Source organism: Ruminococcus sp. AF17-12, assembly GCF_003479245.1.
Lineage (GTDB): Bacteria > Bacillota > Clostridia > Lachnospirales > Lachnospiraceae > Blautia_A > Blautia_A fusiformis.
The window spans coordinates 37,128-60,789 of the sequence record NZ_QUGY01000011.1; the positions used below are offsets into that span (position 1 = coordinate 37,128).

General features: G+C 42.0%; 23 protein-coding genes. 22 read left to right on the forward strand and 1 reads right to left on the reverse strand.

Features of this window, described 5'->3' with window-relative positions; translation table 11 throughout:
* Window positions 1–49 precede the first annotated feature (49 nt).
* Window positions 50–688, forward strand: a complete 639-nt coding sequence (locus tag DWW77_RS12415) for an ECF transporter S component (RefSeq protein WP_118608802.1) — start codon at window positions 50–52, stop codon at window positions 686–688.
* Window positions 689–707: 19 nt separating this feature from the next.
* Window positions 708–1,472 (forward strand): type III pantothenate kinase, encoded by a 765-nt coding sequence (locus DWW77_RS12420; RefSeq protein ID WP_092069061.1) that lies wholly within the window; start codon window positions 708–710, stop codon window positions 1,470–1,472.
* Between the two features lie 54 nt (window positions 1,473–1,526).
* Here DWW77_RS12420 and DWW77_RS12425 read toward each other — a convergent pair whose 3' ends face one another.
* The gene (locus DWW77_RS12425; protein ID WP_118608803.1) at window positions 1,527–2,423 is read right to left on the reverse strand and encodes an RluA family pseudouridine synthase; all 897 of its coding nucleotides are present in this window, start codon (window positions 2,421–2,423) and stop codon (window positions 1,527–1,529) included.
* A gap of 561 nt (window positions 2,424–2,984) precedes the next feature.
* On the opposite strand from DWW77_RS12425, the gene DWW77_RS12430 reads away from it, so the two are divergent.
* The 20 genes from DWW77_RS12430 to cobM all read left to right on the forward strand — a co-directional run bounded on the left by DWW77_RS12430 (window position 2,985) and on the right by cobM (window position 23,660).
* Window positions 2,985–4,166, forward strand: coding sequence for a zinc ribbon domain-containing protein (locus DWW77_RS12430; RefSeq protein WP_118608846.1), 1,182 nt, complete (start codon window positions 2,985–2,987; stop codon window positions 4,164–4,166).
* Between the two features lie 284 nt (window positions 4,167–4,450).
* Window positions 4,451–4,900 (forward strand): PssD/Cps14F family polysaccharide biosynthesis glycosyltransferase, encoded by a 450-nt coding sequence (gene pssD, locus DWW77_RS12435; RefSeq protein ID WP_118608804.1) that lies wholly within the window; start codon window positions 4,451–4,453, stop codon window positions 4,898–4,900.
* 15 nt (window positions 4,901–4,915) lie between these two features.
* The gene (locus DWW77_RS12440) at window positions 4,916–5,422 is read left to right on the forward strand and encodes a glycosyltransferase (RefSeq protein ID WP_118608805.1); all 507 of its coding nucleotides are present in this window, start codon (window positions 4,916–4,918) and stop codon (window positions 5,420–5,422) included.
* Window positions 5,422–6,543, forward strand: a complete 1,122-nt coding sequence (locus DWW77_RS12445; protein WP_118608806.1) for a glycosyltransferase — start codon at window positions 5,422–5,424, stop codon at window positions 6,541–6,543. Before DWW77_RS12440 ends, DWW77_RS12445 begins: the two co-directional genes overlap by 1 nt.
* A 13-nt stretch (window positions 6,544–6,556) precedes the next feature.
* Window positions 6,557–7,669 carry a glycosyltransferase gene (locus tag DWW77_RS12450; RefSeq protein WP_118608807.1) on the forward strand — a complete coding sequence of 371 codons (1,113 nt, stop codon included), beginning with the start codon at window positions 6,557–6,559 and terminating at the stop codon, window positions 7,667–7,669.
* Window positions 7,670–7,713: 44 nt separating this feature from the next.
* Entirely contained in the window at window positions 7,714–8,382 is a 669-nt protein-coding gene (locus DWW77_RS12455; RefSeq protein WP_118608808.1) for a DUF1919 domain-containing protein, read from the forward strand.
* A 25-nt stretch (window positions 8,383–8,407) separates the two neighbouring features.
* Window positions 8,408–9,295, forward strand: coding sequence for a glycosyltransferase (locus tag DWW77_RS12460; RefSeq protein ID WP_118608809.1), 888 nt, complete (start codon window positions 8,408–8,410; stop codon window positions 9,293–9,295).
* A gap of 34 nt (window positions 9,296–9,329) precedes the next feature.
* Window positions 9,330–10,430, forward strand: a complete 1,101-nt coding sequence (locus DWW77_RS12465; protein WP_118608810.1) for a glycosyltransferase family protein — start codon at window positions 9,330–9,332, stop codon at window positions 10,428–10,430.
* Window positions 10,427–11,665, forward strand: coding sequence for a hypothetical protein (locus tag DWW77_RS12470; protein WP_118608811.1), 1,239 nt, complete (start codon window positions 10,427–10,429; stop codon window positions 11,663–11,665). The genes DWW77_RS12465 and DWW77_RS12470 overlap by 4 nt, the downstream gene beginning before the upstream one ends.
* Window positions 11,662–12,948: a flippase gene (locus DWW77_RS12475; protein WP_118608812.1), complete on the forward strand. Its 1,287-nt coding sequence runs from the start codon at window positions 11,662–11,664 to the stop codon at window positions 12,946–12,948. The genes DWW77_RS12470 and DWW77_RS12475 overlap by 4 nt, the downstream gene beginning before the upstream one ends.
* A 631-nt stretch (window positions 12,949–13,579) precedes the next feature.
* The gene (wecB, locus tag DWW77_RS12480; RefSeq protein ID WP_118608813.1) at window positions 13,580–14,677 is read left to right on the forward strand and encodes a non-hydrolyzing UDP-N-acetylglucosamine 2-epimerase; all 1,098 of its coding nucleotides are present in this window, start codon (window positions 13,580–13,582) and stop codon (window positions 14,675–14,677) included.
* A gap of 27 nt (window positions 14,678–14,704) precedes the next feature.
* On the forward strand, window positions 14,705–16,090 hold the full coding sequence (glmM, locus tag DWW77_RS12485; RefSeq protein ID WP_118608814.1) for a phosphoglucosamine mutase: 1,386 nt from the start codon (window positions 14,705–14,707) through the stop codon (window positions 16,088–16,090).
* Window positions 16,091–16,184: 94 nt separating this feature from the next.
* Window positions 16,185–18,053 (forward strand): glutamine--fructose-6-phosphate transaminase (isomerizing), encoded by a 1,869-nt coding sequence (gene glmS, locus DWW77_RS12490; protein ID WP_118608815.1) that lies wholly within the window; start codon window positions 16,185–16,187, stop codon window positions 18,051–18,053.
* Window positions 18,054–18,243: 190 nt separating this feature from the next.
* Window positions 18,244–18,627, forward strand: coding sequence for an SMU1112c/YaeR family gloxylase I-like metalloprotein (gene gloA2 / locus DWW77_RS12495; protein ID WP_118608816.1), 384 nt, complete (start codon window positions 18,244–18,246; stop codon window positions 18,625–18,627).
* Window positions 18,628–18,642: 15 nt separating this feature from the next.
* Window positions 18,643–18,861: a hypothetical protein gene (locus DWW77_RS12500; protein WP_118608817.1), complete on the forward strand. Its 219-nt coding sequence runs from the start codon at window positions 18,643–18,645 to the stop codon at window positions 18,859–18,861.
* Window positions 18,862–18,864: 3 nt separating this feature from the next.
* Entirely contained in the window at window positions 18,865–19,323 is a 459-nt protein-coding gene (locus DWW77_RS12505; RefSeq protein WP_118608818.1) for a hypothetical protein, read from the forward strand.
* 189 nt (window positions 19,324–19,512) lie between these two features.
* Window positions 19,513–20,853 carry an MATE family efflux transporter gene (locus DWW77_RS12510; protein WP_021651731.1) on the forward strand — a complete coding sequence of 447 codons (1,341 nt, stop codon included), beginning with the start codon at window positions 19,513–19,515 and terminating at the stop codon, window positions 20,851–20,853.
* A gap of 19 nt (window positions 20,854–20,872) precedes the next feature.
* Complete coding sequence (gene cbiD / locus DWW77_RS12515; RefSeq protein WP_118608819.1) at window positions 20,873–22,090, forward strand: cobalt-precorrin-5B (C(1))-methyltransferase CbiD; 1,218 nt, start codon at window positions 20,873–20,875, stop codon at window positions 22,088–22,090.
* A 106-nt stretch (window positions 22,091–22,196) separates the two neighbouring features.
* A complete protein-coding gene (cobI, locus tag DWW77_RS12520; RefSeq protein WP_021650569.1) occupies window positions 22,197–22,898 on the forward strand; it encodes a precorrin-2 C(20)-methyltransferase in 702 nt (233 codons plus the stop codon).
* 3 nt (window positions 22,899–22,901) lie between these two features.
* Window positions 22,902–23,660: a precorrin-4 C(11)-methyltransferase gene (gene cobM / locus DWW77_RS12525; RefSeq protein WP_015524810.1), complete on the forward strand. Its 759-nt coding sequence runs from the start codon at window positions 22,902–22,904 to the stop codon at window positions 23,658–23,660.
* The last annotated feature ends 2 nt before the right edge of the window (window positions 23,661–23,662 follow it).

The following is a 23,662-nucleotide window of genomic DNA, read 5'->3' on the forward strand; positions in this document are numbered from 1 at the left end:
TATTTCCGGAAATATTCACAGAGCGGAACGGTAACAAGGAGGAGAAGAAATGAAAAACAACAGATTTACAACAGCGCAGCTTACATTACTCGGCCTGATGGCAGCGATCCTTCTGCTGATGGCCTACACACCACTGGGATATCTGAACATCGGGCCACTGGCCATTTCCTTTAACGTGATCCCGGTAGCCATCAGTGCAGTCGTCCTTGGACCTGTAGGAGGAGCCGTGGCAGGTGCGATCTTCGGCCTGACCAGCTTTCTCCAGTGCATCGGAGTAGGCGGCTCCAGTGCAATGGGAGTTGTGCTTTTCGGTATCAATCCGGTATTTGCCTTTATCCAGCGCTTCATCCCACGTCTTCTGGACGGTATCTGCCTCGGATATATTTTTAAAGGCATGCGAAAGGTCAGCAATACCTATGTGGCATGTGCAGTAACCGGATTCTTTTCCGCATTCCTGAATACACTGTTCTTCATGGCAGCACTTGTAGGACTGTTCGGAAATACCGATTATGTAAAAAATCTGATGGGCGGTCATAACATCATCATCGGCTGCTGTCTTATGGTAGGGATCAACGCAGTATGCGAAATGATTTCCTCCACAGTGATCACAGGAGCAGTGGGAGCTGCACTTTCCAAGGCACATCTGATCCCATCTGCACAGATCAGTTGTAAGAAGACAAAAGCATAAAGACGGGGAAAATAAAATTATGATATTAGCAATTGATATTGGAAATACCAACATAGTCGTGGGCTGCATCGATGATCAAAAAACATACTTCATCGAGAGACTTGCTACCGTAAGAACAAAAACAGAACTGGAATATGCCGTAGACCTGAAAACCTTACTGGAAATCTACCACATCAAAAAGGCAGACATAGAAGGCTGTATCATTTCATCTGTAGTCCCGCAGATCACCAACATTGCCAGGCTGGCAGCAGAAAAGATCCTCAAAAAAGAAGTCATGGTCCTGGGACCAGGAGTAAAAACAGGTCTGAACATCATGATGGACAACCCCGGACAGCTGGGCGCGGATCTTGTGGCAGACGCTGTGGCAGGATTAAATGAATATCCGGTTCCGTTTATTGTGATCGATATGGGAACCGCCACTACAGTTTCGGTTGTCAACAGCAAAAAGCAATACATTGGCGGAATGATCCTTCCTGGCATCGGAATATCCCTGGATGCACTGACAGCCAGAGCATCCCAGCTCAGCGGGATCAGCATCGATGCCCCGAAGCATGTGATCGGGCGCAATACCATCGAATGCATGAAAAGCGGCGTGCTCTACAGCAACGCAGCAGCCATCGACGGGATCATAGACCGGGTGGAAGAAGAGCTTGGTGAGAAAACAACCGTGATCGCAACAGGCGGTCTTGCAAAAAAGATCATTTCTCATTGTAAGAAAGAAATCATTCTGGATGAGGACCTTCTGCTCAAAGGACTCCTTGTGATCTACAAAAAAAATAAATAAAAACAAAAAAATCAGCTGCCGGTGCAGGAAACACCTACCGGACAGCTGATTTTTTTATTGTAGAAATGCTCTGCGGAAATCCTCAGGCACAGGTGCCAGGAAACACATAGGCTCCTCGGTGATGGGGTGAGCAAATTCCAGCTGGAAGGAATGCAGGGCCTGGCGTCCGATCCGGTCAAAAACCGGATGATACAGAAAATCCCCCGGCAGCGGACAGCCGATATATTTCATATGCACCCGGATCTGATGAGTCCGCCCCGTATCCAGATGCAGCTCCACAAGAGCATATCCGTTGCTGACTGCAAGACGTTCATAATGAGTCACGGCAGCCTCCCCACGCTCAAAATTAACCTCCCTTGTGATCACAGAAGCATCCATTCTGGCAACAGGGGCGGAGATCGTACCCCTTTCCGGTGGGATCCCGTCAGTAAGTGCAAGATAGGTACGTCGGATCTGACGCTGCTTCATCTGGGCAGAGAGAAGAGCCCCGCTCAGAGGGTTCTTGGCAAGCACCAGCACCCCGGTGGTATCCCTGTCCAGCCGGTTGATGCAACGGTAGACAAAAGCCTTCCCCTGCTGCTTATAATACCAGGCAACACCGTTGGCAAGCGTATTCTCGTAGTTCCCGGCAGAGGGATGCACAGGCATATCAGCAGGCTTGTTTAGCACAAGGATATCCTCATCCTCATACAGGATATCAAGAGGCAGCGGTACCGGAAGGATAGAAGACTCCGATCCCTCCCCGGCTTCCTCCGGAACAAGGATCCGAAGAACATCCCCCTCCCTCAGGACCGTTCTGCCAAAAGCCGGCTGCCCGTTCAGCAGGATCGCCTGCTCCGCCCGCTTCATAGTAGTCAATATATGTTTGGAAAAACCCTTTTTCCGAAGAAACCCAAGAATATTTTCCCCGGACTCCCCGGTTAAGATCGTATAGGTAATAATTCTCTCCATAGAAAAAATCCTTTTCTGAAATTTAGCAGGCCAAAAGCCAGATCAGGTGGCCTGCGGGTATAGTATAGCATTTGGGGAGGGAAATGTCGAATAGGCATAAAAAAAGAGCTGGTACAAGAGAAAATATCCTTGGACAGCTCGTGGATTATGGGATTTGTGTCGCTTATTATCTTCATTAGCGAAAAGAAGCCTGAAACACTGTTAAATGCTGGCTTTTCCGGCACAGCTGACCACGATTTTGACCACTAATAATTGGAAAGAAAAAGGAAAAAAGCTTGAAAAGTATTGATTTTACGCGGATTTACGCAAGAAAAAAGTGACCACTTTTAGTGACCACTAATGTTAGATTTCGATGATTATCAGACTGTTTATTTACTTTTTGATAGAAAACTGCTGCATATGATGCTTAAAAAACGACATTATTAGCATGCTTCATGTCTTTGGCACGCCTTGACAAAGGAAAATATCAATGGTATTCTTACATATGGCTGTAAAATATATCTTTTTTGGTCTGTGACTAATGAAGATATTAAGCGATACCTGACAGCAGAAAGAGATGCCATGAAAACAGGATACAGTATCAAAACATGGAAAATGCGGCTCTTTTGTCCGGAAAAGCAGATGATTGAAACAACCGAAGCCCTGTATCGGGAAGCCGTAGCCTTTTACTATGAGCTCCTGAAAGAAAGCGAAGAGCTCTGGGCCGAAAATCTGCTAACCATCCAGGGATATCTGGAAAAACTCACCGTTCCCGGAAGAGACGGAAGAGAACCAAAGTACATCCCGCCAGGCGGAAAGCTCCCCGTTTATTTTCGGAGATCTGCCATGAACAAAGCTGCAATGGCAGTAAAGACCGCAGCAAGCGCAGAAAGCTTCCCCGAAAAGATCGATGCCAATATCACCTTTTTCAAGGGAATGTACAGAGACCTGACAGACACCTCCGTAGTGCTGAAGCTCTGGAACGGAAAGAAATGGATCTGGGTACTCTGCGGACTTACAGGACGCCCCTTCCCAAAGGAAGCAGCGATCCTTTCACCAACACTGGTCCATGAGGAAAAATGGCTCATGTTCCATGTACCTGTCAAGCAGGAGAACTCCGATGCCCGGACAGCAAAGGAACGAATGCAGGAAGGCGCCAGAGTATGCAGCGTCCGCTTTACCAATACGGACAGCTTTGCAGTATGCACAGTTCTGGATGAAGAATCCAGGCAGCTGGCTGTGAAAAACTGCAGAGGTGGAAATGCATACCGACATCATTGCAAAGCTTTGCTGAAAAAAGTAGAAGCATCCAGGGCATTTACCGATAAAGACAACGTCAGTCAGCCAAACAGGAAATATTACATGCATCTCAAGCACCTGAATGAACATTATGCACATCAGGTCAGCAAGGAGATCATGGATTTCTGCAAAGAAAATCACACCTGGATACTGGTACTGCCGGAGTATGATGAAGATTTTTCCAGGATATCCATGTACAGAAGCGGCAATTATTCGCCCCTTCATTTAAGTATCCGCATCCGGAATTATCTGAAATACAAAGCCTGGGCAGAAGGGATCCTGGTACTTGAGCTACGCGCCGACGGAACAGAAAAGCAATGTTCCATCTGCGGAGCCACCGGAAAAAAACAGGGCAGCATATTCATCTGCCAGAACGGCCATCAGGTCAACCGCTTCCTGAACGGCGCCCGAAACCTGGGCCGTAAATGCCAGGAAAGCTTCCGGAAAAACAACAAACCAAGTTAATAAGCGGCAGAAATGCCTCTTATATATAAATGCTGAGTGATCAGCAAGAGAGGAAGCGCCAGTGACGCCTCCTTTCCGGTTGAATACCGCCAGGCGGCCCAACGCAGGCGTCGCCGAAGATCTGTGCCCTTTGGGTGTGGGGTGTATTCGAAGTTATAAGTGATAAGAGTTGAATGAATAAGGTGACACTTAGTAAATACAGATACATAGGGAATTGAGGATGAAAGATTCCATCCTTAGGAATATATAGATGGATAATTTGAGGATGAAGGAGTTTAGAAAACATGAAAGTATGTTTAGTTGGGTCATCAGGAGGACACCTGACGCACCTTTATATGCTAAAACCGTTTTGGAAGGATAAGGAACACTTCTGGGTTACTTTTGATAAGAAGGATGCAAGAAGTCTTCTTGAAGGCGAAAAAATGTATCCCTGCTATTACCCAACAAACAGAAGCCTGAGGGCTCTTGTCAAAAATACAAAAATTGCGTGGACTGTGTTGCATAAAGAAAAGCCGGATTTGATTGTTTCCTGCGGTGCAGCAGTTGCGGTTCCGTTCTTCTACATTGGAAAGATGATGGGTGCAAAGTTGGTTTATATTGAGGTTTTTGATCGAATTGATAAGCCTACAATGACGGGAAAAATGGTTTATCCCATTGTGGATAAGTTTGTTGTGCAATGGGAGGAACAGAAAAAAGTTTATCCAAAGGCGATTAACCTTGGTAGCATATTCTAAGTAGGGGACGAGATAATGATTTTTGTGACAGTAGGAACACATGAGCAGCCGTTTAATCGGTTGATTCAAAAAATAGATGAACTAAAAAAAGACGGAATAATTCAGGATGATGTAATTATCCAGACGGGTTTTAGTACATATAAACCGAAATATTGTCAGTGGAGTAAGCTGATTCCATACCAGCAGATGGTAAAGAATGTGGCGGAGGCCCGCATTGTGATCACCCACGGAGGTCCGGCAAGTTTTATTATGCCGCTGCAGATTGGTAAAACTCCCATTGTTGTGCCGCGGCAGCACCAGTTCAATGAGCATGTAAATGACCATCAGGTTGAATTTGCAAGAAATGTGGCCCAGAAAATGGGAACGATTATCCCAGTAGAAGATATTGAATCATTGGGAGACATCATAACGAACTATGACCAGATTGTTGCTGATATGGGGCATGGTATGAGTAGCAATAATGAGAAGTTTAATGAAGAATTTGAAAAAATGGTAGACGAATTGTTTTGTGGGGAAAACTGATGAAAGACTTATTGATAATGGCAAAGTCACTTGGTGGCGGCGGATCTGAAGTGGCTTTGATAGAATTAATTAATGCACTTCCCGAAGCGCATTATAATATAACACTTGTATTGCTTGATTCGGACAATGAATATGCTTACCGTCTAAAAAAGAATGTTAGGATTGTTCAGCTGACTTTTGATAGTTCTTTTGCAAAATCACTTGTCTCAATGTATGCTTTTCCAGCAAAGGTGTTGAAAAAATTATCGATTAATTCATTTATTCCATATTACGATTTTGTTTCGAATTGTGTGACAAATGTCTTTGAAAAGACTTATGACATTGCTATTGATTTCTACGGATATGGTTCATTTGTGACGGCTTTCTTGGCGACAAAAATACGAGCAAAGAAAAAGGCAACATGGCTTCATGATGAAAAAATATATTGGATGAAAAGTGTCCAGAAATATTTATGTAAGTATGACAAGGTCTACGGTGTGTCCCAGGCAGTTGTTGATGTATTTTGCAGAGAGTATCCGCATTATAAAGACAAGACAGAGGTATTTTATAATGTTATTGATATTGAAGAAATCAAGCGGAAGTCTGAACAAGACGAGTTGATACCATTTAAGGAGAATTTTAATATTGTGACCGTTGGTCGTTTGACGGAGCAAAAAGGTTATGATATTGCCATAGAAGCAGCAAGCATTTTGAAAAATAAGAAAATTAATTTTGCATGGTATGCTATTGGTAGTGGTAGAGACGAAGAAAAACTGAAAGAGTTAGTAAAAAAATATTGTTTAGAAGATCAATTTGTGTTCCTTGGTCGCAAAGACAATCCATATCCATATATGAAACACTGCAATTTATATGTTCAACCATCTCGGCATGAAGGGTATGGACTTACTATTCTTGAAGCACGGGTTGTAGGCTTGCCAATTGTGGTTTCAAATATTCGTCCTCTGGCTGAACAGATTCAGGATGGTATCAATGGATATGTTGCGGAACTAAGTGCGGAAGCCCTAGCAGATAAAATTGAGTACTTGTATAACAATCCTTCTCAAATGGAAAAGACTGTTAAGTATTTGAAAGAACATCCGATTGATTTCTCTACCGAGTTGCTAAAGTTAGAAAATATTTGAAAAGAGATTGTTTATGAGAAAAGCTAAAATAGTAATGATAACTTCATACTTTGATAGAAATGGTGTGACATCCCAAGTAATAAATTATGCTACGAATCTGGATAAAAATAAATTTCAGGTATCGATTGCTGCCGGAGAGCCTTATGATATCGGCTATGAAAAAATGTGCCAAGAGAATAATATAGAATTATGTAAGTTGCCTCAAAAACATAAGAATGCATATGCGTATTACAGGACAATTTATTCTTTTCTAAAAAAAAAGAAACCAGACATTGTTCATGTACATGGTAGCAGTACATTAATTGTCGCAGAACTTCTAATTGCTATGTTAGTAGGAGTTCCTGTTCGAGTTTCACATAGTCATAATACAATTTGCTCACATCCGCTGTTACATCAGACACTAAAACCGTTTTTGAAAGTGGTGTCAAATTGTTATTTGGCATGTGGTGAACTTGCAGGAAAGTGGATGTACGGTGATGGAGTGTTTAAGATTATTCCGAATGCTTTTGAGACGGATGCATTTGTTTTGAATTCAGAAACTAGAGTATCGATTAGAAAAAAACTAGGTGTAGGCGATAATTTAGTAATTGGACATATAGGTAAATTTAACAATCAGAAAAATCAAAATTATTTGATTCGCGCCTTTGAAAGACTGTCGTATAAAGATGATAAAGCGATACTGCTTTTGGTGGGAAATGGACCAGATTTGGAAGAGATAAGAAATCAGGCGCAGCATACAGTCTGCGCAGATCGTATTATCTTTTGGGGAGCAACTGAGAATCCGGAAAGTTTATATTATGCTATGGATATCTTTGCTTTACCCTCTAGGTTTGAAGGGTTACCTGTTGTGCTTCTCGAAGCACAGATTTCTGGATTACCTTGTATTGTATCGGATAAAGTAACACAAGAGGTAGATTTTGGGGATATTATCTGGAAATCAATAGAGGATGATCCACAGACATGGGCGGATACCATTTTCTCAATGATGCAGAGGACAGATGAACAGAGAAAGCAATATCGTTTACAACATGCGAAACAAATTGCACATTATGATATTCGAGAATCTGTAAAATTGGTTGAAAATATTTATGATTGCGAATTGCGAAAGAAAAAAAATCGAGAATAAAGTATATCCATTAAATCGCCTATAGTTTATTAAGGAGAATTATTATGCCTACATATGAAGGATTAAGGCTGAAGATATTAAAATACTGGCGACTTGGCTTGGCAAATTATAGAAAAAAACAGCTTAAGTCTACGAATTTTACAATTATCTCGAATAACTGTTGGGGTGGTATGATTTATGAAAGTTATAATTTGCCAAAAGAATCTCCTACAGTTGGGATGTTTTTTATAGCCAAGGATTATATAGAGTTTTTGTCTGACTTAAAGGGCTATGTCAATGGGAAATTGACTTTTATCAGTCCGACAAAATCTCGATGGAAAGATATACCTCAGATTTCAGAAGATAAAAGATTTGGTTCCTATCCTGTTGGTGTCTTGTCTAATGGAAAAAACTCAATCGAGATTTTTTTCTTGCATTATCACAGTGAACAAGAAGTAAGAGAAAAATGGGAACGGCGTGTAAAAAGAATTAATTGGAATAAGTTACTAGTGAAGTTTAACGATCAAAATGGTTGCACAGAGACAGAAGTGAACAAGTTTATGAAGTTACCTTTTAAAAATAAAGTATTTTTTACTTGTAAGCACTGGACTAATGAAAATGAGGGGTACACAGTTATTCGCCAGTTTCCCAAGCATGAGTTTATAATGGCTTCTTATGAGCCATTTGGAAAGAATAAGTATATAGATATCACAAAAGTGCTGAACAATTTATGATTCAGCTGTTTGTAATGGAGAAATCATGAAAATAGCAGTATTAATGTCAACATATAATGGTCATAAGTATTTGGATAAACAACTGAAAAGTATTGCAGAGCAAACCGTTGTAAATCATTTGACGCTTTATATTAGAGATGATGGAAGCAAAGACGATACTTTTGACATTATTGATAAGTGGAAAAATAAAATTAACATTGTGTTGTATAAAGAAAAAAATGCTGGTCCGGCAATGAGTTTTTGGCAGCTTTTAATGAAATCGGAAGTAAAAGCAGACTATTATGCTTTTTGTGATCAAGATGATGTTTGGGATAAGGATAAAATTGAAAAAGGAATTGAAAAGCTCAAAGGTAGTATACAACTATATGCATGTAATTGTCGCATCATAGATGAAAAAGACGTCGTAATTAAAAAGAACAGGGTTTCTGGAATTCCGAATATGGATGTACAAAATCTATTTATCTCTGGATGTACGCAAGGGTGTTCAATGATATTTACTGACAGTTTGCGTAATTACATAAAAAGTTTTAAATTAACTTGTGTTCCGATGCATGATGTAGTTCTCATGTTGTATGCGAAATATTTGGGAAAAATATATTGGGATGTAAATCCGCATTTTGGATACCGAGTGCATGCAAATAATGTCGTAGCAAAAAATAATAAATCTGTTTTTGAACAGATAAAGACAACAATTTGGAATTGGGAAAATAGTAAGGTAAATTCAATGTCAAGCGTTGCAAGAGAGATGCTTAGAAATGTTCCTGATATTCCTGTAAATGATAAAATTTTTTTGCAACGTATATCTGAATATCGAAAACATCGGCTGTGGCTCTTGAAAAATGCAACAAAGAATATAGGAAATAGTGAAGCACTAAGGTCATATGTAATTAGAATTATTATAGGAATGTATTAAGTTCATGAAAACAAAAAGCAGATGAGGAAAAAATATGAATAAAAACGAATTAGTTTATGTAATGAATGTTGACTGGAATTGGATAAAGCAAAGACCACATTTTATTGCAGAACTTTTGAACACCCAATTTAATGTGCATGTTATGTATCAGCATAGATATGGTAGAACCGGTCTACAAAAAAGAGAAAATGTGGATGTGAATTTGAATCCAATTTATGTAATTCCTCGTGGTGATAGATACGTTTTTTTGTCAAAGGTAAATGCGGCTATCAAATGTAATGTTGTAAAAAAGAAAATCAAGAAAACAGAAGCTAATATACTCTACTTAACTTTTCCAAATCAAGTGGATACAATTCCAAATGACTATAAAGGAATTGTTATTTATGATTGCATGGACAATCATCCAGCATTTGTTAATGATGAACGTCAAATGGAAATAATAATACGACAAGAAGAAAATTTGATAAAAAAGGCAAATCTTGTTTTAGTATCGAGTAATCACCTCATAGATATCTTAAAGAGTAGGTATGGTAATGAGATTGAGGAAAAGATAAATTTGGTACGAAACGGATATAATGGTGCTATTCTGGATCAGGCAAAAACCGTTTCGGAAAAGAAACATAAATTGTATACGTTTGCGTATTTTGGAACAATAAGTACATGGTTTAATTTTGATTATATACTTAGAAGTTTGGAGGAATGTGCAGATATACAATATGAGTTGTTTGGGCCGTTGGCCGGAGTGCAAATTCCAAAACATGAGCGAATTCACTACCATGGTACAATTGAACATGAAAAGCTGTTGGAAAATATAAAAGATGCGGACTGCCTAATTATGCCTTTTCTGATAAATGAGATTATTGAAGCAGTTGATCCAGTGAAATTATATGAATACATTAATTTCAATAAAAACATTTTAACTTGTAGATATGAAGAAATAGAACGATTTGAACCATTTGTTTACTTTTATACTGGATATGATGAATTTATAAAGCAAATTCTAAACTTGAAAAAAAGCAATGATGTGAAATACAGTAATGATGATAGAGAGACTTTTTTAAGGGAGAATAGCTGGAAGTGCAGAGTGGATACTATTATTAAAACCTTAAAGCGAAGAGGCAATGTGAGAGAATGAAGATAAGATTATATGAATCACTGATTGAGGTGATAATTGCTTTAGGCGTAGGAATCCCATTAATATTGGGTGGGGTATTGGATACATGGAGAACCATACTTACAATAGCAATTGTGATGTTGGTGCTTTTATATATTATAACTCATAGAATAAAGAAAACGTATTCAGACAGATTTTTGTGGGTTTACATACTAGGCACAATTTGTATTGTTACTTTCGAGTTAATGAAAGGCAAAAAGTTATATGCGTATTCTAATTATGAGACCTTTTATGCGGGAAGACAGTATTTATGGATATTTTTTGCAATACCATTGTATTATGAAATTATTAAAGACAAAAATTTCGATAAATACTTAAAAAAAACGGTAGGAATTATTATTGCTTCATTGAGTCTAAGAACAATTACCTGGCTATGCAAAAACTATCTTGGAATTACGATTTTTAATAGTTTGTTATATGAGTACGGTATCTCTTGGGGGAGAGGTGGTAAATTGCGTATTGATGCAACAGCATTAATCGGAGTGCTAATTCCCGCATTGTACTATTTATATAAAAAATATAAGAAAAAAAGATATGTGGTAGCTTTGATGTTTGTTGCTGCATATTTAGTGTTTGTGTCACAGACAAGGTCGCTAATTTTAGGAACGATAGCTTGTGTTATATCAATGTTTTTTCTAGAAAAACGCTCTTCGTCAAAAAAATTGATTGTCCAGTTATTATTACTTGCAATTTTTGTGATTGCAGTTAATATGGGATTCGCGGATACTATATTGAATAAAATGAATATCACAATCTCTGATAGTTCAATTGGATATAGACAGTATGAATTTGCATATTATAGCTCTCTTTTGTTCAATGGAAAATGGAAAACAGGATTGGGTATACTAACATCCATGAATGCAAATGGCAAGATCCTTATGTTTGGAAATTTGGATACACAAATGTATCTTGATGATTTGGGAATATTTGAATGTTTCTTGCAATTTGGCCTTTTTTCACTTTTTCTATATGGTGTACTTCTTATATATATGATTTATGTTGTAATTAAATGTAATCGAGTAAAGGAGTATAAATATTCATTGTATTTGCTAGGTGAATTTTTTTATATTGTAATTGTTTCTATACCGTTGAATTCGTTTGGAATTCAGAGAATATTTATGGTGCCAATCGTCTTGGCATTCACTTGTGCTGTTCACAATAACATATTAAAGATTGAGAAAGAAAAAGCGATATGAACGGAATAGAGATGATAAAAAAAATATTAAAAAGAAAATCGGTGAAAAATGGAGCATGGCTATATCTCTTGCAGATCTTTAATACAGTTGTTCCTCTACTTACGCTACCGTATATAACAAGAATCTTGGGAGCGAAGCAATACGGAATTTTCTCTATTGCCATTAACGTTATTGGATACTATCAAGTTGTTGTTGAATATGGATTTGCAATGTCTGCCACACGGAAAGTGGCTTTATCGGATAAAAATAGTGATTCACTAAGTAAAACATTTTCAACGGTTTTCTTTTCTAGGTGTATTCTACTAATGGTATGCTTTGGTATAACTGTTGGGTATATTTTCCTAAATAGAAATCAGTTGTCACAGTGTTTTTGTTTAATGATTTTAATGATTACGCTATTTGGAAATTGTATCCAACTGAATTGGCTTTTTCAAGGTATGCAACAGATGAAGTACATAACAATTGTCAGCATGATTTCCAGAACTATTACAGTTATCATGACTTTTGTATTTGTCAAATCTATTAACGATTTATATTTATATTGCTTATTATATGCTATTTCTCCTGTTATTAGTGGCATGCTTGGAATGATATTTGCTTGTAAAACCTTTAATATACGTTTAGTTGAAGTTAATTTGAATGAGATTGCAAGCGAATTAAAGAGTGGCTGGTATGTATTTACAACACAGCTGAGTTCTAAAGTATTTGGAGCGATAGGAATTACACTTTTGGGCCTATTTGCAACAAATGAGGAGGTTGGAATTTATTCGGCGATCCAAAAAATTCCAAATATACTTATTTTAGCATGGACTCCTATCACACAAGTACTTTATCCAATTTCAAGTCAGAGATTCAACGAATCATTTAAGCGAGGGAAGTTATTTGTGAATAGGATGAAGCAGATTTTTGTACCGCTTTTCCTTTTGGTTGCAGTTTGCTGTTCTGTTGTTTCAAAATTCTTAGTGACTATTGCTTTTGGAGTGGAGTATGCAGCAAAGTTTTACTGGATGATTCCGCTATTACTGTGGATGGTCATGGCAATATATAATAATTTTACCGGAATACAAACACTTTTGGCGAGTGGGCATGACAGGGAGTACAGTAGATGTTTTCAAATTGGAGTTGTGGTAACGGTTGTACTTAATTTTTTATTAGTATATTTGTTGAAGGGTGACGGAGCTTGCATGGCTCCATTATTATCAGAGATGGTTTTGTGTATTATGCTAAAAAAAGAAGTTACTAAATTGGAGAAAGAGAATACGCAGAAGTATGAATCAAATTGACAACGACTATAAAAACAGGAATAATTTGGTCGACTGACCGATTAGTTACATTAGGTTAATTGCATTTTGTTGTATTGTAACTTGTCATATTCAACAATACTTAGGAAACGGATTATGTTGGTGGTTTAATGTCGGCGTTCAGATTTTCTGTTAGTTTAGGTTTTCTATATGGAGGGAAGAATGTTACCGATAATGTTGAATTTTATGGGAGAAACTACTGATTAAAGTTATATTAGTGCTAGTTGTAATCTTTAATACAATTCAAATTGTTTTAACTTATATTGTGTGAATAAGATTGAATGAAAGTAGTAATGTATTGTTTTAAGTGTTTTGAGGTTATTCGCATGCCTTTTTGGGAATAGCAATTTTTGTTGTGTTGAGATGTATTCTTAAATGTATGTTAGAAAGAAGAACTCCATCGAAGATTGTAGATTTTATCGTCAAACTATCAGATAAGTATTCTTATGAGGGATATTTAGTACATCGGTTTTTTGTTCTTGGACCTATGACTATGATGCACCTAACTAATTGCACAGGTGTAAATATTTTGGCTATTTTAATTACAACACTTCTTTTGGGCTTTTGGCTTAAAAAATGTGATAAATATTATGAATAGAAAGGAAATTGGATTATGAAAAAAGTTATGCTTGTTTTCGGTACTAGACCGGAAGCTATTAAAATGTGTCCGCTTGTCAATGAACTAAAAAAGCGAAAAGAACTGCAAACGGTAGTGTGCGTGACAGGACAACATCGTCAAATGCTTGATATGGTTTTGGAAGCATTTGATGTTACTCCAGACTATGATTTGTCTATTATGAAAGACAAGCAGACTCTATTTGATGTGACAACTAATATTTTGAATCGCATTAAAGATGTTTTGGAAAAAGAAAAGCCAGATGTTGTGCTGGTTCATGGCGATACATCTACTACGTTCGTAACAGCCTTGGCTTGCTTCTATTTGCAGATTCCAGTTGGTCATGTAGAAGCTGGTTTGCGCACTTATAATATTAATAGCCCTTATCCTGAAGAATTTAATCGTCAGGCAGTTTCAATTATTAGCAAATTTAACTTTGCTCCGACAGAACTTTCTAAGAAAAATCTTTTGAAAGAAGGTAAAGATCCGTTAAGTATCTATGTTACGGGCAATACTGCAATCGATGCGTTGAAAACAACCGTCAGAGAAAGTTATACACATCCAGAATTGGAGTGGGCAGATGGTAGTCGCCTTATTATGATTACCGCACATCGCCGTGAGAATCTCGGTGAGCCAATGCGGCATATGTTTAAGGCAATTCGTCGTGTTATGGATGAACATCCAGATGTTAAAGCAATCTATCCTATTCATATGAATCCGGTTGTTCGTGAAATTGCCAATGAGTATTTGGGCAATGATGACCGTATTCATATCATTGAGCCGCTTGATGTTCTTGATTTCCATAATTTCCTGAGTAGAAGTTATTTGATTTTGACTGATTCTGGTGGAATTCAGGAAGAGGCTCCATCTCTTGGTAAGCCAGTCTTAGTTATGCGTGACACTACGGAACGTCCAGAAGGCATTGCGGCGGGTACGTTAAAGCTGGTTGGCACAGAAGAAAAAACGATATACAATGAGTTTAGCCGGCTGCTTTCTGATAGAGAGGAATATGATGCGATGAGTAAAGCAAGTAATCCGTATGGAGATGGTCATGCTTGTGAAAGAATCGCAGATGTTTTGGAAGAGAAATTTTAAATTGTTCTGTTGGAGATAGAATTCAAAATGTCAAAATATTTTGGAACAGACGGCTTCCGTGGTGAAGCTGGAATTACATTAACATCAGACCATGCGTATAAGGTTGGTCGTTTCTTAGGTTGGTATTATAATGCTCTGCGTGAGCGAAACGGTGATACCAACCCTGCTCGTATCGTGATCGGTAAGGATACTCGTCGCAGTTCTTATATGTTCGAGTACAGCCTGGTTGCTGGTCTGACGGCTTCTGGTGCAGACGCTTATCTTCTGCATGTTACCACCACTCCATCCGTGGCTTACATTGCCCGTGTGGATGATTTTGACTGTGGCATTATGATTTCTGCAAGCCACAATCCATATTATGACAACGGTATCAAGCTGATCAATTGTTATGGTGAGAAGATGCCGGAAGAAACTTTGCTGTTGATAGAGGATTACCTTGATGGTAAGCTCCATGTGTTCGACAAGGATTGGCCGGAGCTGCCGTTTGCAAGCCGTGATCATGTTGGCTGTACGGTGGATTATGTGGCAGGTCGAAATCGTTACATGGGTTATCTGATTTCCTTAGGTATCTATTCTTTCAGAGGTGTCAAGGTTGGTCTGGACTGTGCGAATGGCAGCTCATGGAATATTGCAAAGTCTGTTTTTGATGCTCTTGGTGCAGATACCTATGTTATCAATAACCAGCCAAACGGTACCAATATCAATAACAATGCTGGATCTACCCATATCGAGGGACTGCAGAAGCTTGTTGTGGAGAAAGGTCTGGATGTTGGATTTGCCTACGATGGTGATGCAGACCGTTGCCTGTGCGTGGATGAGAAGGGTAATGTCATTACCGGTGATCATATCCTGTATATTTACGGCTGTTATATGAAAGAACGTGGTAAGCTGCTGAATAATACAGTTGTAACTACGGTCATGTCAAACTTTGGTTTGTATAAGGCGTTTGATGAGCGGGGTATTGGCTATGCCAAGACTGCTGTCGGTGATAAGTATGTTTACGAGTATATGGTGAAGAATGACTGCCGTATCGGTGGTGAGCAGAGCGGGCATATTATTTTCTCCAAGTATGCCAGCACCGGCGATGGTATCCTGACCAGTCTGAAGATGATGGAAGTCATGCTGGCGAAGAAGAAGCTGATGAGTGAGCTGACAGCACCGTTGAAGATCTATCCGCAGGTGTTGGAAAATATCCGTGTGACCGATAAGAAGGCTGCACAGAATGATCCTGCTGTACAGGAAGCGGTGTCCAGGGTTGCAGAAGCACTGGGTGATACTGGCCGTATTCTTGTCCGTGAGTCCGGAACGGAGCCGGTCGTGCGTGTTATGGTTGAAGCACCTGACCATGATACCTGCCAGAAGTATGTTGATGAAGTGGTCAACGTAATTTGTGAAAAGGGATATAAGGCATAAGGTCAATGACGACTCTGGACAATCATCCAGAGCCGTTTTGCATAATAGGGAAGTATAATAGACGAGAGATTTAAATAACGGGAGGGATAAACCTATGTGTGGAATCGTTGGTTTTACAGGAAAACAGCCGGCAGCACCGATCCTGCTGGACGGTCTGTCGAAACTGGAATATAGAGGATATGACTCAGCTGGACTGGCTGTCCGTGATGGAGAGGCTCTGGCAGAGGTCGTGAAGGCAAAGGGCCGCCTGACGAATCTGGTCGAGAAAACAGATGCAGGTAAAGCGTTAAAAGGAGCCTGTGGTATTGGACATACACGCTGGGCTACCCATGGTGAACCCAGCCAGATCAATGCACATCCTCATGTTTCTGGTAACTGCAGTAAATCAGGTTCCGGTGCTGTGGAGTCTGAGGTCGTTGGTGTACATAACGGTATCATTGAGAATTACACAGAATTAAAAGAGAAGCTGCTGAAGCACGGCTACACTTTTTATAGTCAGACTGATACAGAGGTGGTTGTTAAGCTGGTTGATTACTATTATAAAAAGTACAACCTTGGTCCTATCGATGCCATTGCGAAGACAATGGTCCGTGTCCGCGGTTCTTATGCTCTTGAGCTGATGTTCCGTGATTATCCGGGCGAGATCTGGGTGGCGCGTAAGGACAGTCCGATGATCATTGGTATTGCAGATGGAGAGACCTATGTGGCTTCCGATGTCCCGGCAATCCTGAAATATACGAGAAATGTATATTATATCGGGAATCTTGAGTTTGCAAAGCTGACACCGGGCGAAGCTCATTTTTATGATCTGAACGGTGACGAGATCGAGAAGCAGACTACAGAAATCAAGTGGGATGCGGAGGCGGCTGAAAAGGGCGGCTTTGAGCATTTCATGATGAAAGAAATCCACGAGCAGCCGAAGGCTGTCCAGGATACCCTTAATTCTGTGATCAGGAATGGTGTGATCGACCTGTCCAGTGTGGAAATCAATGAGGACGAGATTAAGAGCTTTGAGCAGATTTATATTGTTGCCTGCGGTTCTGCATGGCATGTTGGTATGGCTGCTCAATATGTACTGGAAGATATGGCAGATATCCCGGTACGTGTGGAGCTTGCGTCAGAGTTCCGCTATCGTAAAATGCCGGTTGACCAGAAAGCTCTGGTGATCGTTGTCAGCCAGTCTGGTGAAACAGCAGATACACTGGCAGCACTGCGGCTTGCAAAGGAAAAGGGTATCGCCACGATGGCAATCGTCAATGTGGTTGGCAGCAGTATTGCCCGTGAAGCAGATAAGGTGTTCTACACACTTGCTGGTCCGGAGATCTCTGTTGCTACGACCAAGGCATACAGCGCACAGCTTGCAGCTATGTACTGCCTGGCTGTTCAGTTTGCAAAAGTCAGAGAAAAGATCACAGACGAGCAGTATGGTTACTATATCTCTGAGCTGCAGACTATTCCGGAAAAAATGCAGAAGGTCCTGGAAGATAAAGAACGTATCCAGTGGTTTGCTGCAAAGTATGCCAATGCCCATGATGTATTCTTTGTGGGCCGTGGTATTGACTATGCGGTTTGCCTGGAGGGCAGTTTGAAGTTGAAGGAAATCAGCTATATCCATTCAGAGGCATACGCAGCAGGTGAGCTGAAACATGGCACGATCAGTCTGATCGAGCAGGGAACGTTGGTCATTGGTGTATTGACTCAGAGCGGACTGTATGAGAAGACTGTAAGCAATATGTTAGAGTGCAAGAGCCGCGGATCTTACCTGATGGGGCTGACTACATATGGCAAATACGAGATCGAGGATCAGGTGAACTTCACTGTGTATGTGCCGAAGGTAGATGAGCATTTCGTGGGCAGTCTGGCAGTGATTCCTCTGCAGCTTCTGGGATATTATGTTTCTGTTGCAAAGGGTCTGGATGTCGATAAGCCGAGAAATCTTGCAAAGAGTGTTACAGTGGAGTAAAAAATACGTGTATAAGGCTGGTTTATTTGCAGATTTGTGATATACTAAAATGCAAGTGAAAGGCTGAAATAAAAATAATGCCGTGTGTGATACATGTGCTCCTTCAGGGCTAAAGCACACACGGTATATTTTAAAAATCGCTATATAGTTTATAACGAAAATAAGATAAACTAAAAAGGAGTACCTAAAAATGAACCTATCAAAAATACACCACATCGCCATCATCGTATCCAACTACGAATCCGCCAAAGACTTCTACGTAAACAAGCTTGGCTTTTCCATCATCAGAGAAAACTATCGTTCAGAGCGTAAGGACTGGAAGCTGGATCTACGTGTGGATGAGCATACGGAGCTGGAGATTTTTGCAGAACCAAATCCACCGAAGCGGGTGAGTTGTCCGGAGGCTTGTGGTCTGCGTCATCTTGCTTTCTGTGTGGAGAGTGTGGAGCAGACGGTGAAAGAGTTGGCGGAGGTCGGAATCGAATGTGAGCCGATCCGTGTGGATGATTTTACCGGCAAGAAGATGACATTTTTTCATGACCCGGACGGACTGCCGCTGGAGTTGCATGAGTAAGAGGAAATGGAGCAAATGATATTTCGTAAGGCAGTAAAAGATGATTTTGACAACATAAAATCTCTGTACTGGGAGCTGATCGATCAGGAGCAGGGTAATCTATCGTTTCCACATTGGAAGAAGGGTATCCATCCGTCTGATGAAATGCTGCATAACAGTATTGATAAGAAGGAACTGTATGTTCTAACAGATGGCGGCGAGATGACCTTCAAAATGTATGCGCTGGTTTTGTGATCTATGGGTGAGAAAAGAGCGTATAAACCAAGAAGGTCTGGCGGTGGCCGCAGGAAATCAAAGCCGGAGTATGATGCCGGGAAGATCCTTAAGGAACTGATGGATCCGGCTGTTATGCTTTATGAAGCGGGAATGTCTTTGCAGGCCATTGCAGATGAGCTGGGGCTGAATCCGATCAAGGTTCGGAAGCTGCTTATCACGGCCGGTGTGTATGCATCGGATGTGGCGGAGAAGGTGCAGGAGACCTTTGATGATTTCAGAAAAACACAGGATCACAAAGCTGCTGTCCTTTCAACTGCAAATGCTCTTGGCCTGTCCAGGTCCTCTGTTACTTCATATCTTCCGTACAAAAAGGGTGTGTATTTTCCGGGTACAGCACCGACAGATAAGATCAGTGTTGGAGCTGAAAGGCAACGGAGGTACAGAGCGATGAAGCGTTGGAGGAATGCTCCAACACTGTAAAAAAGACAAAAGAAAGACTGCCGCAGGTTTCACGCCTGCGGCATTTTGCAGTTTGTACAAAAAACACAGAAAATATATTGGAAAAAGAGCGGGAAAAGGGTATAATGTCAGAGAAAGTGTGATTGATAAAATACAGACGTTTTTTTCTGCTTTGTCAGGTCATAAATAAGTGAGGCGGAGGATGTAACGATGGAACAGCAGCATATGTTTACCAACCGGATGATCCGTAATCTTCTGGTGCCGGTAGTGCTGGAACAGATTTTGAATTCGATAATGGGAACCGCAGATACCATGATGGTCAGCAATGTGGGATCTGCGGCTCTTTCTGCGGTATCGTTGGTGGATTCCATCAATGTGCTTCTGATCCAGGCTTTTTCGGCGCTGGCAGCGGGAGGCGCCATTGTCTGCGCCCAGTATATCGGACAGAGGAATTATGAGAAGGCGAATATGTCTGCCAGGCAGGTGCTTTTTATCATCACAGCGATCTCTGTAGTGGTGTCTGCAGTCTGTCTGATCTTCCAGAAGCCGCTTTTGAGGCTGATCTTCGGTGCGGTGGATGCGGATGTTATGCGTGCATCGGAAACCTATTTCTTTTTCACGGCACTGTCATTCCCCTTTATTGCGGCTTATGATTCTGCGGCTTCGATCTTTCGTGCCCAGGAGAATACCAAGGGGCCTATGGCCATCTCCATGATCTCCAATATCATGAACATTGGCGGAAACGCGGTTCTGATCTGGGTTTTCCACCTTGGTGTTGCAGGAGCGGCGATCTCCACACTGGTTTCCCGTATTTTCTGTGCAGTGGTTGTTCTCTGGCAGCTGCGTAAGGATCGTCAGCCTGTCGTTGTGAAAGATTACCTGAAGATCCGTCCGGACTGGAGCATGATCGGACGTATCCTGGGACTTGGGATTCCTTCGGGAATTGAGAACAGTATGTTTCAGCTTGGAAAGCTTGCCATCCAGTCTACAGTTTCCACACTGGGAACAGCAGCCATCGCAGCGCAGGCAATGACCAATATCCTTGAGAACCTGAATGGTATCGCGGCCATCGGAGTAGGTGTGGGCCTGATGACCATCGTAGGCCAGTGTCTTGGTGCCGGCCGCAAGGATGAGGCGGTCTATTACATAAAAAAACTCTGTGTCATTGCAGAGGCAGTTATTATCGTAAGCTGTCTGATCGTGTATATTTTGGTCAGACCGGTGACGATCCTTGGCGGAATGGAGAGTACCAGTGCGGAAATGTGCATCCACATGATCACATGGATCACCATCGTAAAGCCTGTGGTATGGACAATGGCGTTCGTGCCGGGGTATGGTCTTCGTGCAGCCGGTGATGTGAAGTTCTCCATGATCACCTCCTGCTGTACCATGTGGGCGTGCAGGTTCTGTCTCTGTGTTTTCCTGATCCGTGTCCTGGGCTTCGGGCCTATGGGTGTCTGGATCGGAATGTTTGCAGACTGGACTGTTCGTGGGATCATTTTTACCTGGCGTTTCCACAGCCGCAAATGGCTGGAGCACAAGGTAATCTGAAAAGGAGGGCATCGTATATATGAAGAATGGACTGGAAGACCAGTATGTCATAAAAAACAACAAGCGCCTCCGTTATGGCTACACAACAGGCTCCTGTGCAGCCGGGGCAGCCAGGGGTGCAGTCCGGATGCTGCTTTCGGGAGAGACTCTTTCTGAGGTAGAGCTTGATACCCCAAAGGGGATCACCCTTACATTACAGCTTCACGATATTACCCGGGGCGAAACCTATGTCTCCTGTGCGGTACAGAAGGATGCAGGGGATGATCCGGATACCACCAACGGGATCCTGGTCTATGTAAAAGCGGAGAAGTTTTCTATCTCAGCGGCAGAACAGGCCGGGCAGCAGCAGAAAACAGAGAAATCCCGGCCTCAGATCATCCTGGACGGTGGGATCGGGGTGGGGCGTGTCACCAAGCCGGGACTTTCCCAGAACGTGGGCGAGGCGGCCATCAATCCGGTTCCCAGAGCCATGATCCTGCGGGAAGCCGAAGAGGCGGCCCAGGAATATGACTACGAGGGCGGTCTGAAGCTTACCGTATCCGTCCCCCAGGGGGAGGAGATCGCGAAGAAAACCTTTAATCCCCGTCTTGGCATTCTTGGCGGGATCTCCATACTTGGAACCAGCGGGATCGTAGAGCCTATGAGTGAGAAGGCTCTGATCGAAAGCATCCATGTGGAGATGAAGCAGCATTTCTGCCAGGGAGAAAACTATATCCTGGTGACACCGGGGAATTACGGTGCGGATTATCTCAGGGAGCATATGTCCATTCCCTTTGAGAACAATATCAAGTGCAGCAATTATGTAGGGGAGACCATTGACATGGCCATTGATATGGGCGTAAAGGGCATTCTTTTTGTGGCTCATATCGGTAAGTTTGTAAAGGTTGCCGCCGGGATCATGAATACCCATTCCCACTGTGCTGACGGAAGGATGGAGGTTCTCTGTGCAAGTGCCATCCGTGCAGGGGGCTCTCTGGAATGTGCCAGAGAGATCCTGGAGGCGGGGACTACGGATGAGGCGCTGGCTGTTCTTGACAGCTATGGTATCCTGAAAGAGACTATGGCTGTGGTCATGGAGAAGATCCAGTTTTATCTGGACCACAGATCCTATGAGCAGATCCTTCTGGGTGCTGTGGTGTTTTCCAATGTATACGGACTGCTGGGGCAGACTCGGGATGCTGAAGAGCTGATCCATAAGATACAGGAGCAGGCAGTCCGGGTGGATGATCTTTCATGACAGGCCCCCCGGTCCGGATGGAAGCTTTAAAGAGCAGGACAAAATTTGATATAAATAACAGACAGGTTTTATCCTGTCTGGAAAATATAGTTAGGAGGAAAGAAATATGGCAGGTAAATTATATGGTGTAGGTGTAGGACCGGGAGATCCGGAGCTTCTTACCTTAAAAGCACTTCGTCTTGTAAAGGAGGCAGAGGTGATCGCACTTCCGGGACAGGTTCCGGAGGATACGGTAGCGTTTAAGATCGTGGAGGGAGCTTATCCGGAGCTTGGAAAGAAGGAGCTTCTTGCAGTTCCTTTTCCAATGTCCAAGGATCCTGAGGTGCTGAAGAGCTATCACGATGCAGGAGCAGAAAAAGTCAAGACTGTCCTGGACCAGGGGAAAGATGTGGTATTTCTCACACTGGGAGATCCTACCGTGTATTCCACATATCTCTATATCCATCACAGACTTGTGGCTCAGGGCTATGAGACGGAGATCGTCTGTGGCATCACATCCTTCTGTGCAGTTTCCGCCCGTCTGAACACCGGACTTGTGGAGAAGGCAGAGCCTCTTCACGTGATCCCGGCTTCCTATCAGATCGAGGATGCGCTGAAGCTTTCTGGTACCAAGGTCCTTATGAAGGCCGGAAAGAAAATGAAGGATGTGAAGGCGGAGCTTCTTTCTCAGGGGGCAGAGGCCATGATGATCGAAAACTGCGGAATGCCGGATGAAAAGATCTACCGGACCGTGGAGGAGATCCCTGAGGATGCAGGATATTATTCCCTGATCATTATCAAAGAAAACAAAGACAGAAGAGAGGAATAAATTATGGTACATTTTGTAGGAGCAGGTCCGGGAGCACCGGATCTTATCACAGTAAGAGGTAAACAGTATCTGGAAGAGGCAGATGTGATCATCTATGCGGGATCTCTTGTAAATCCCCAGCTTCTGGAGTATTCCAAGGATGTGTGCACCATCCATAACAGTGCAAAGATGACCCTTGAGGAAGTGATCTCTGTTATGGAGAGAGCAGAGGCTGAAGGTAAGATGACCGTTCGTCTCCACACCGGCGATCCATGTATCTATGGTGCGATCCGTGAGCAGATGGATATCCTGGATGAAAAGGGAATCCCCTATGATTCCTGCCCGGGTGTCAGTGCCTTCTGCGGAGCTGCATCTGCACTGAACCTGGAGTATACACTTCCGGATATTTCCCAGAGTGTGATCATCACAAGAATGGAAGGAAGGACACCGGTGCCGGCAAAAGAGAGCATTCAGTCCTTTGCCGCTCATAATGCGACTATGGTTATTTTCCTCAGTACAGGTATGCTGGAAGAGCTGAGCCGCAGACTGGTGGAGGGCGGATACCGTGAGGATACACCGGCTGCCATCGTCTACAAGGCAACCTGGCCCGATGAGAAGAAGTTTATCTGTACAGTGGGTACTCTGGCCCAGACAGCAAAAGAGAACAAGATCACAAAAACAGCTCTTATGCTGGTAGGTGATGCGGTCAATGCTGCAAGCTATGACAGATCCAAGCTGTATGATCCGGGCTTTACTACAGAGTTCCGTGAGGCTACGAAATAAAA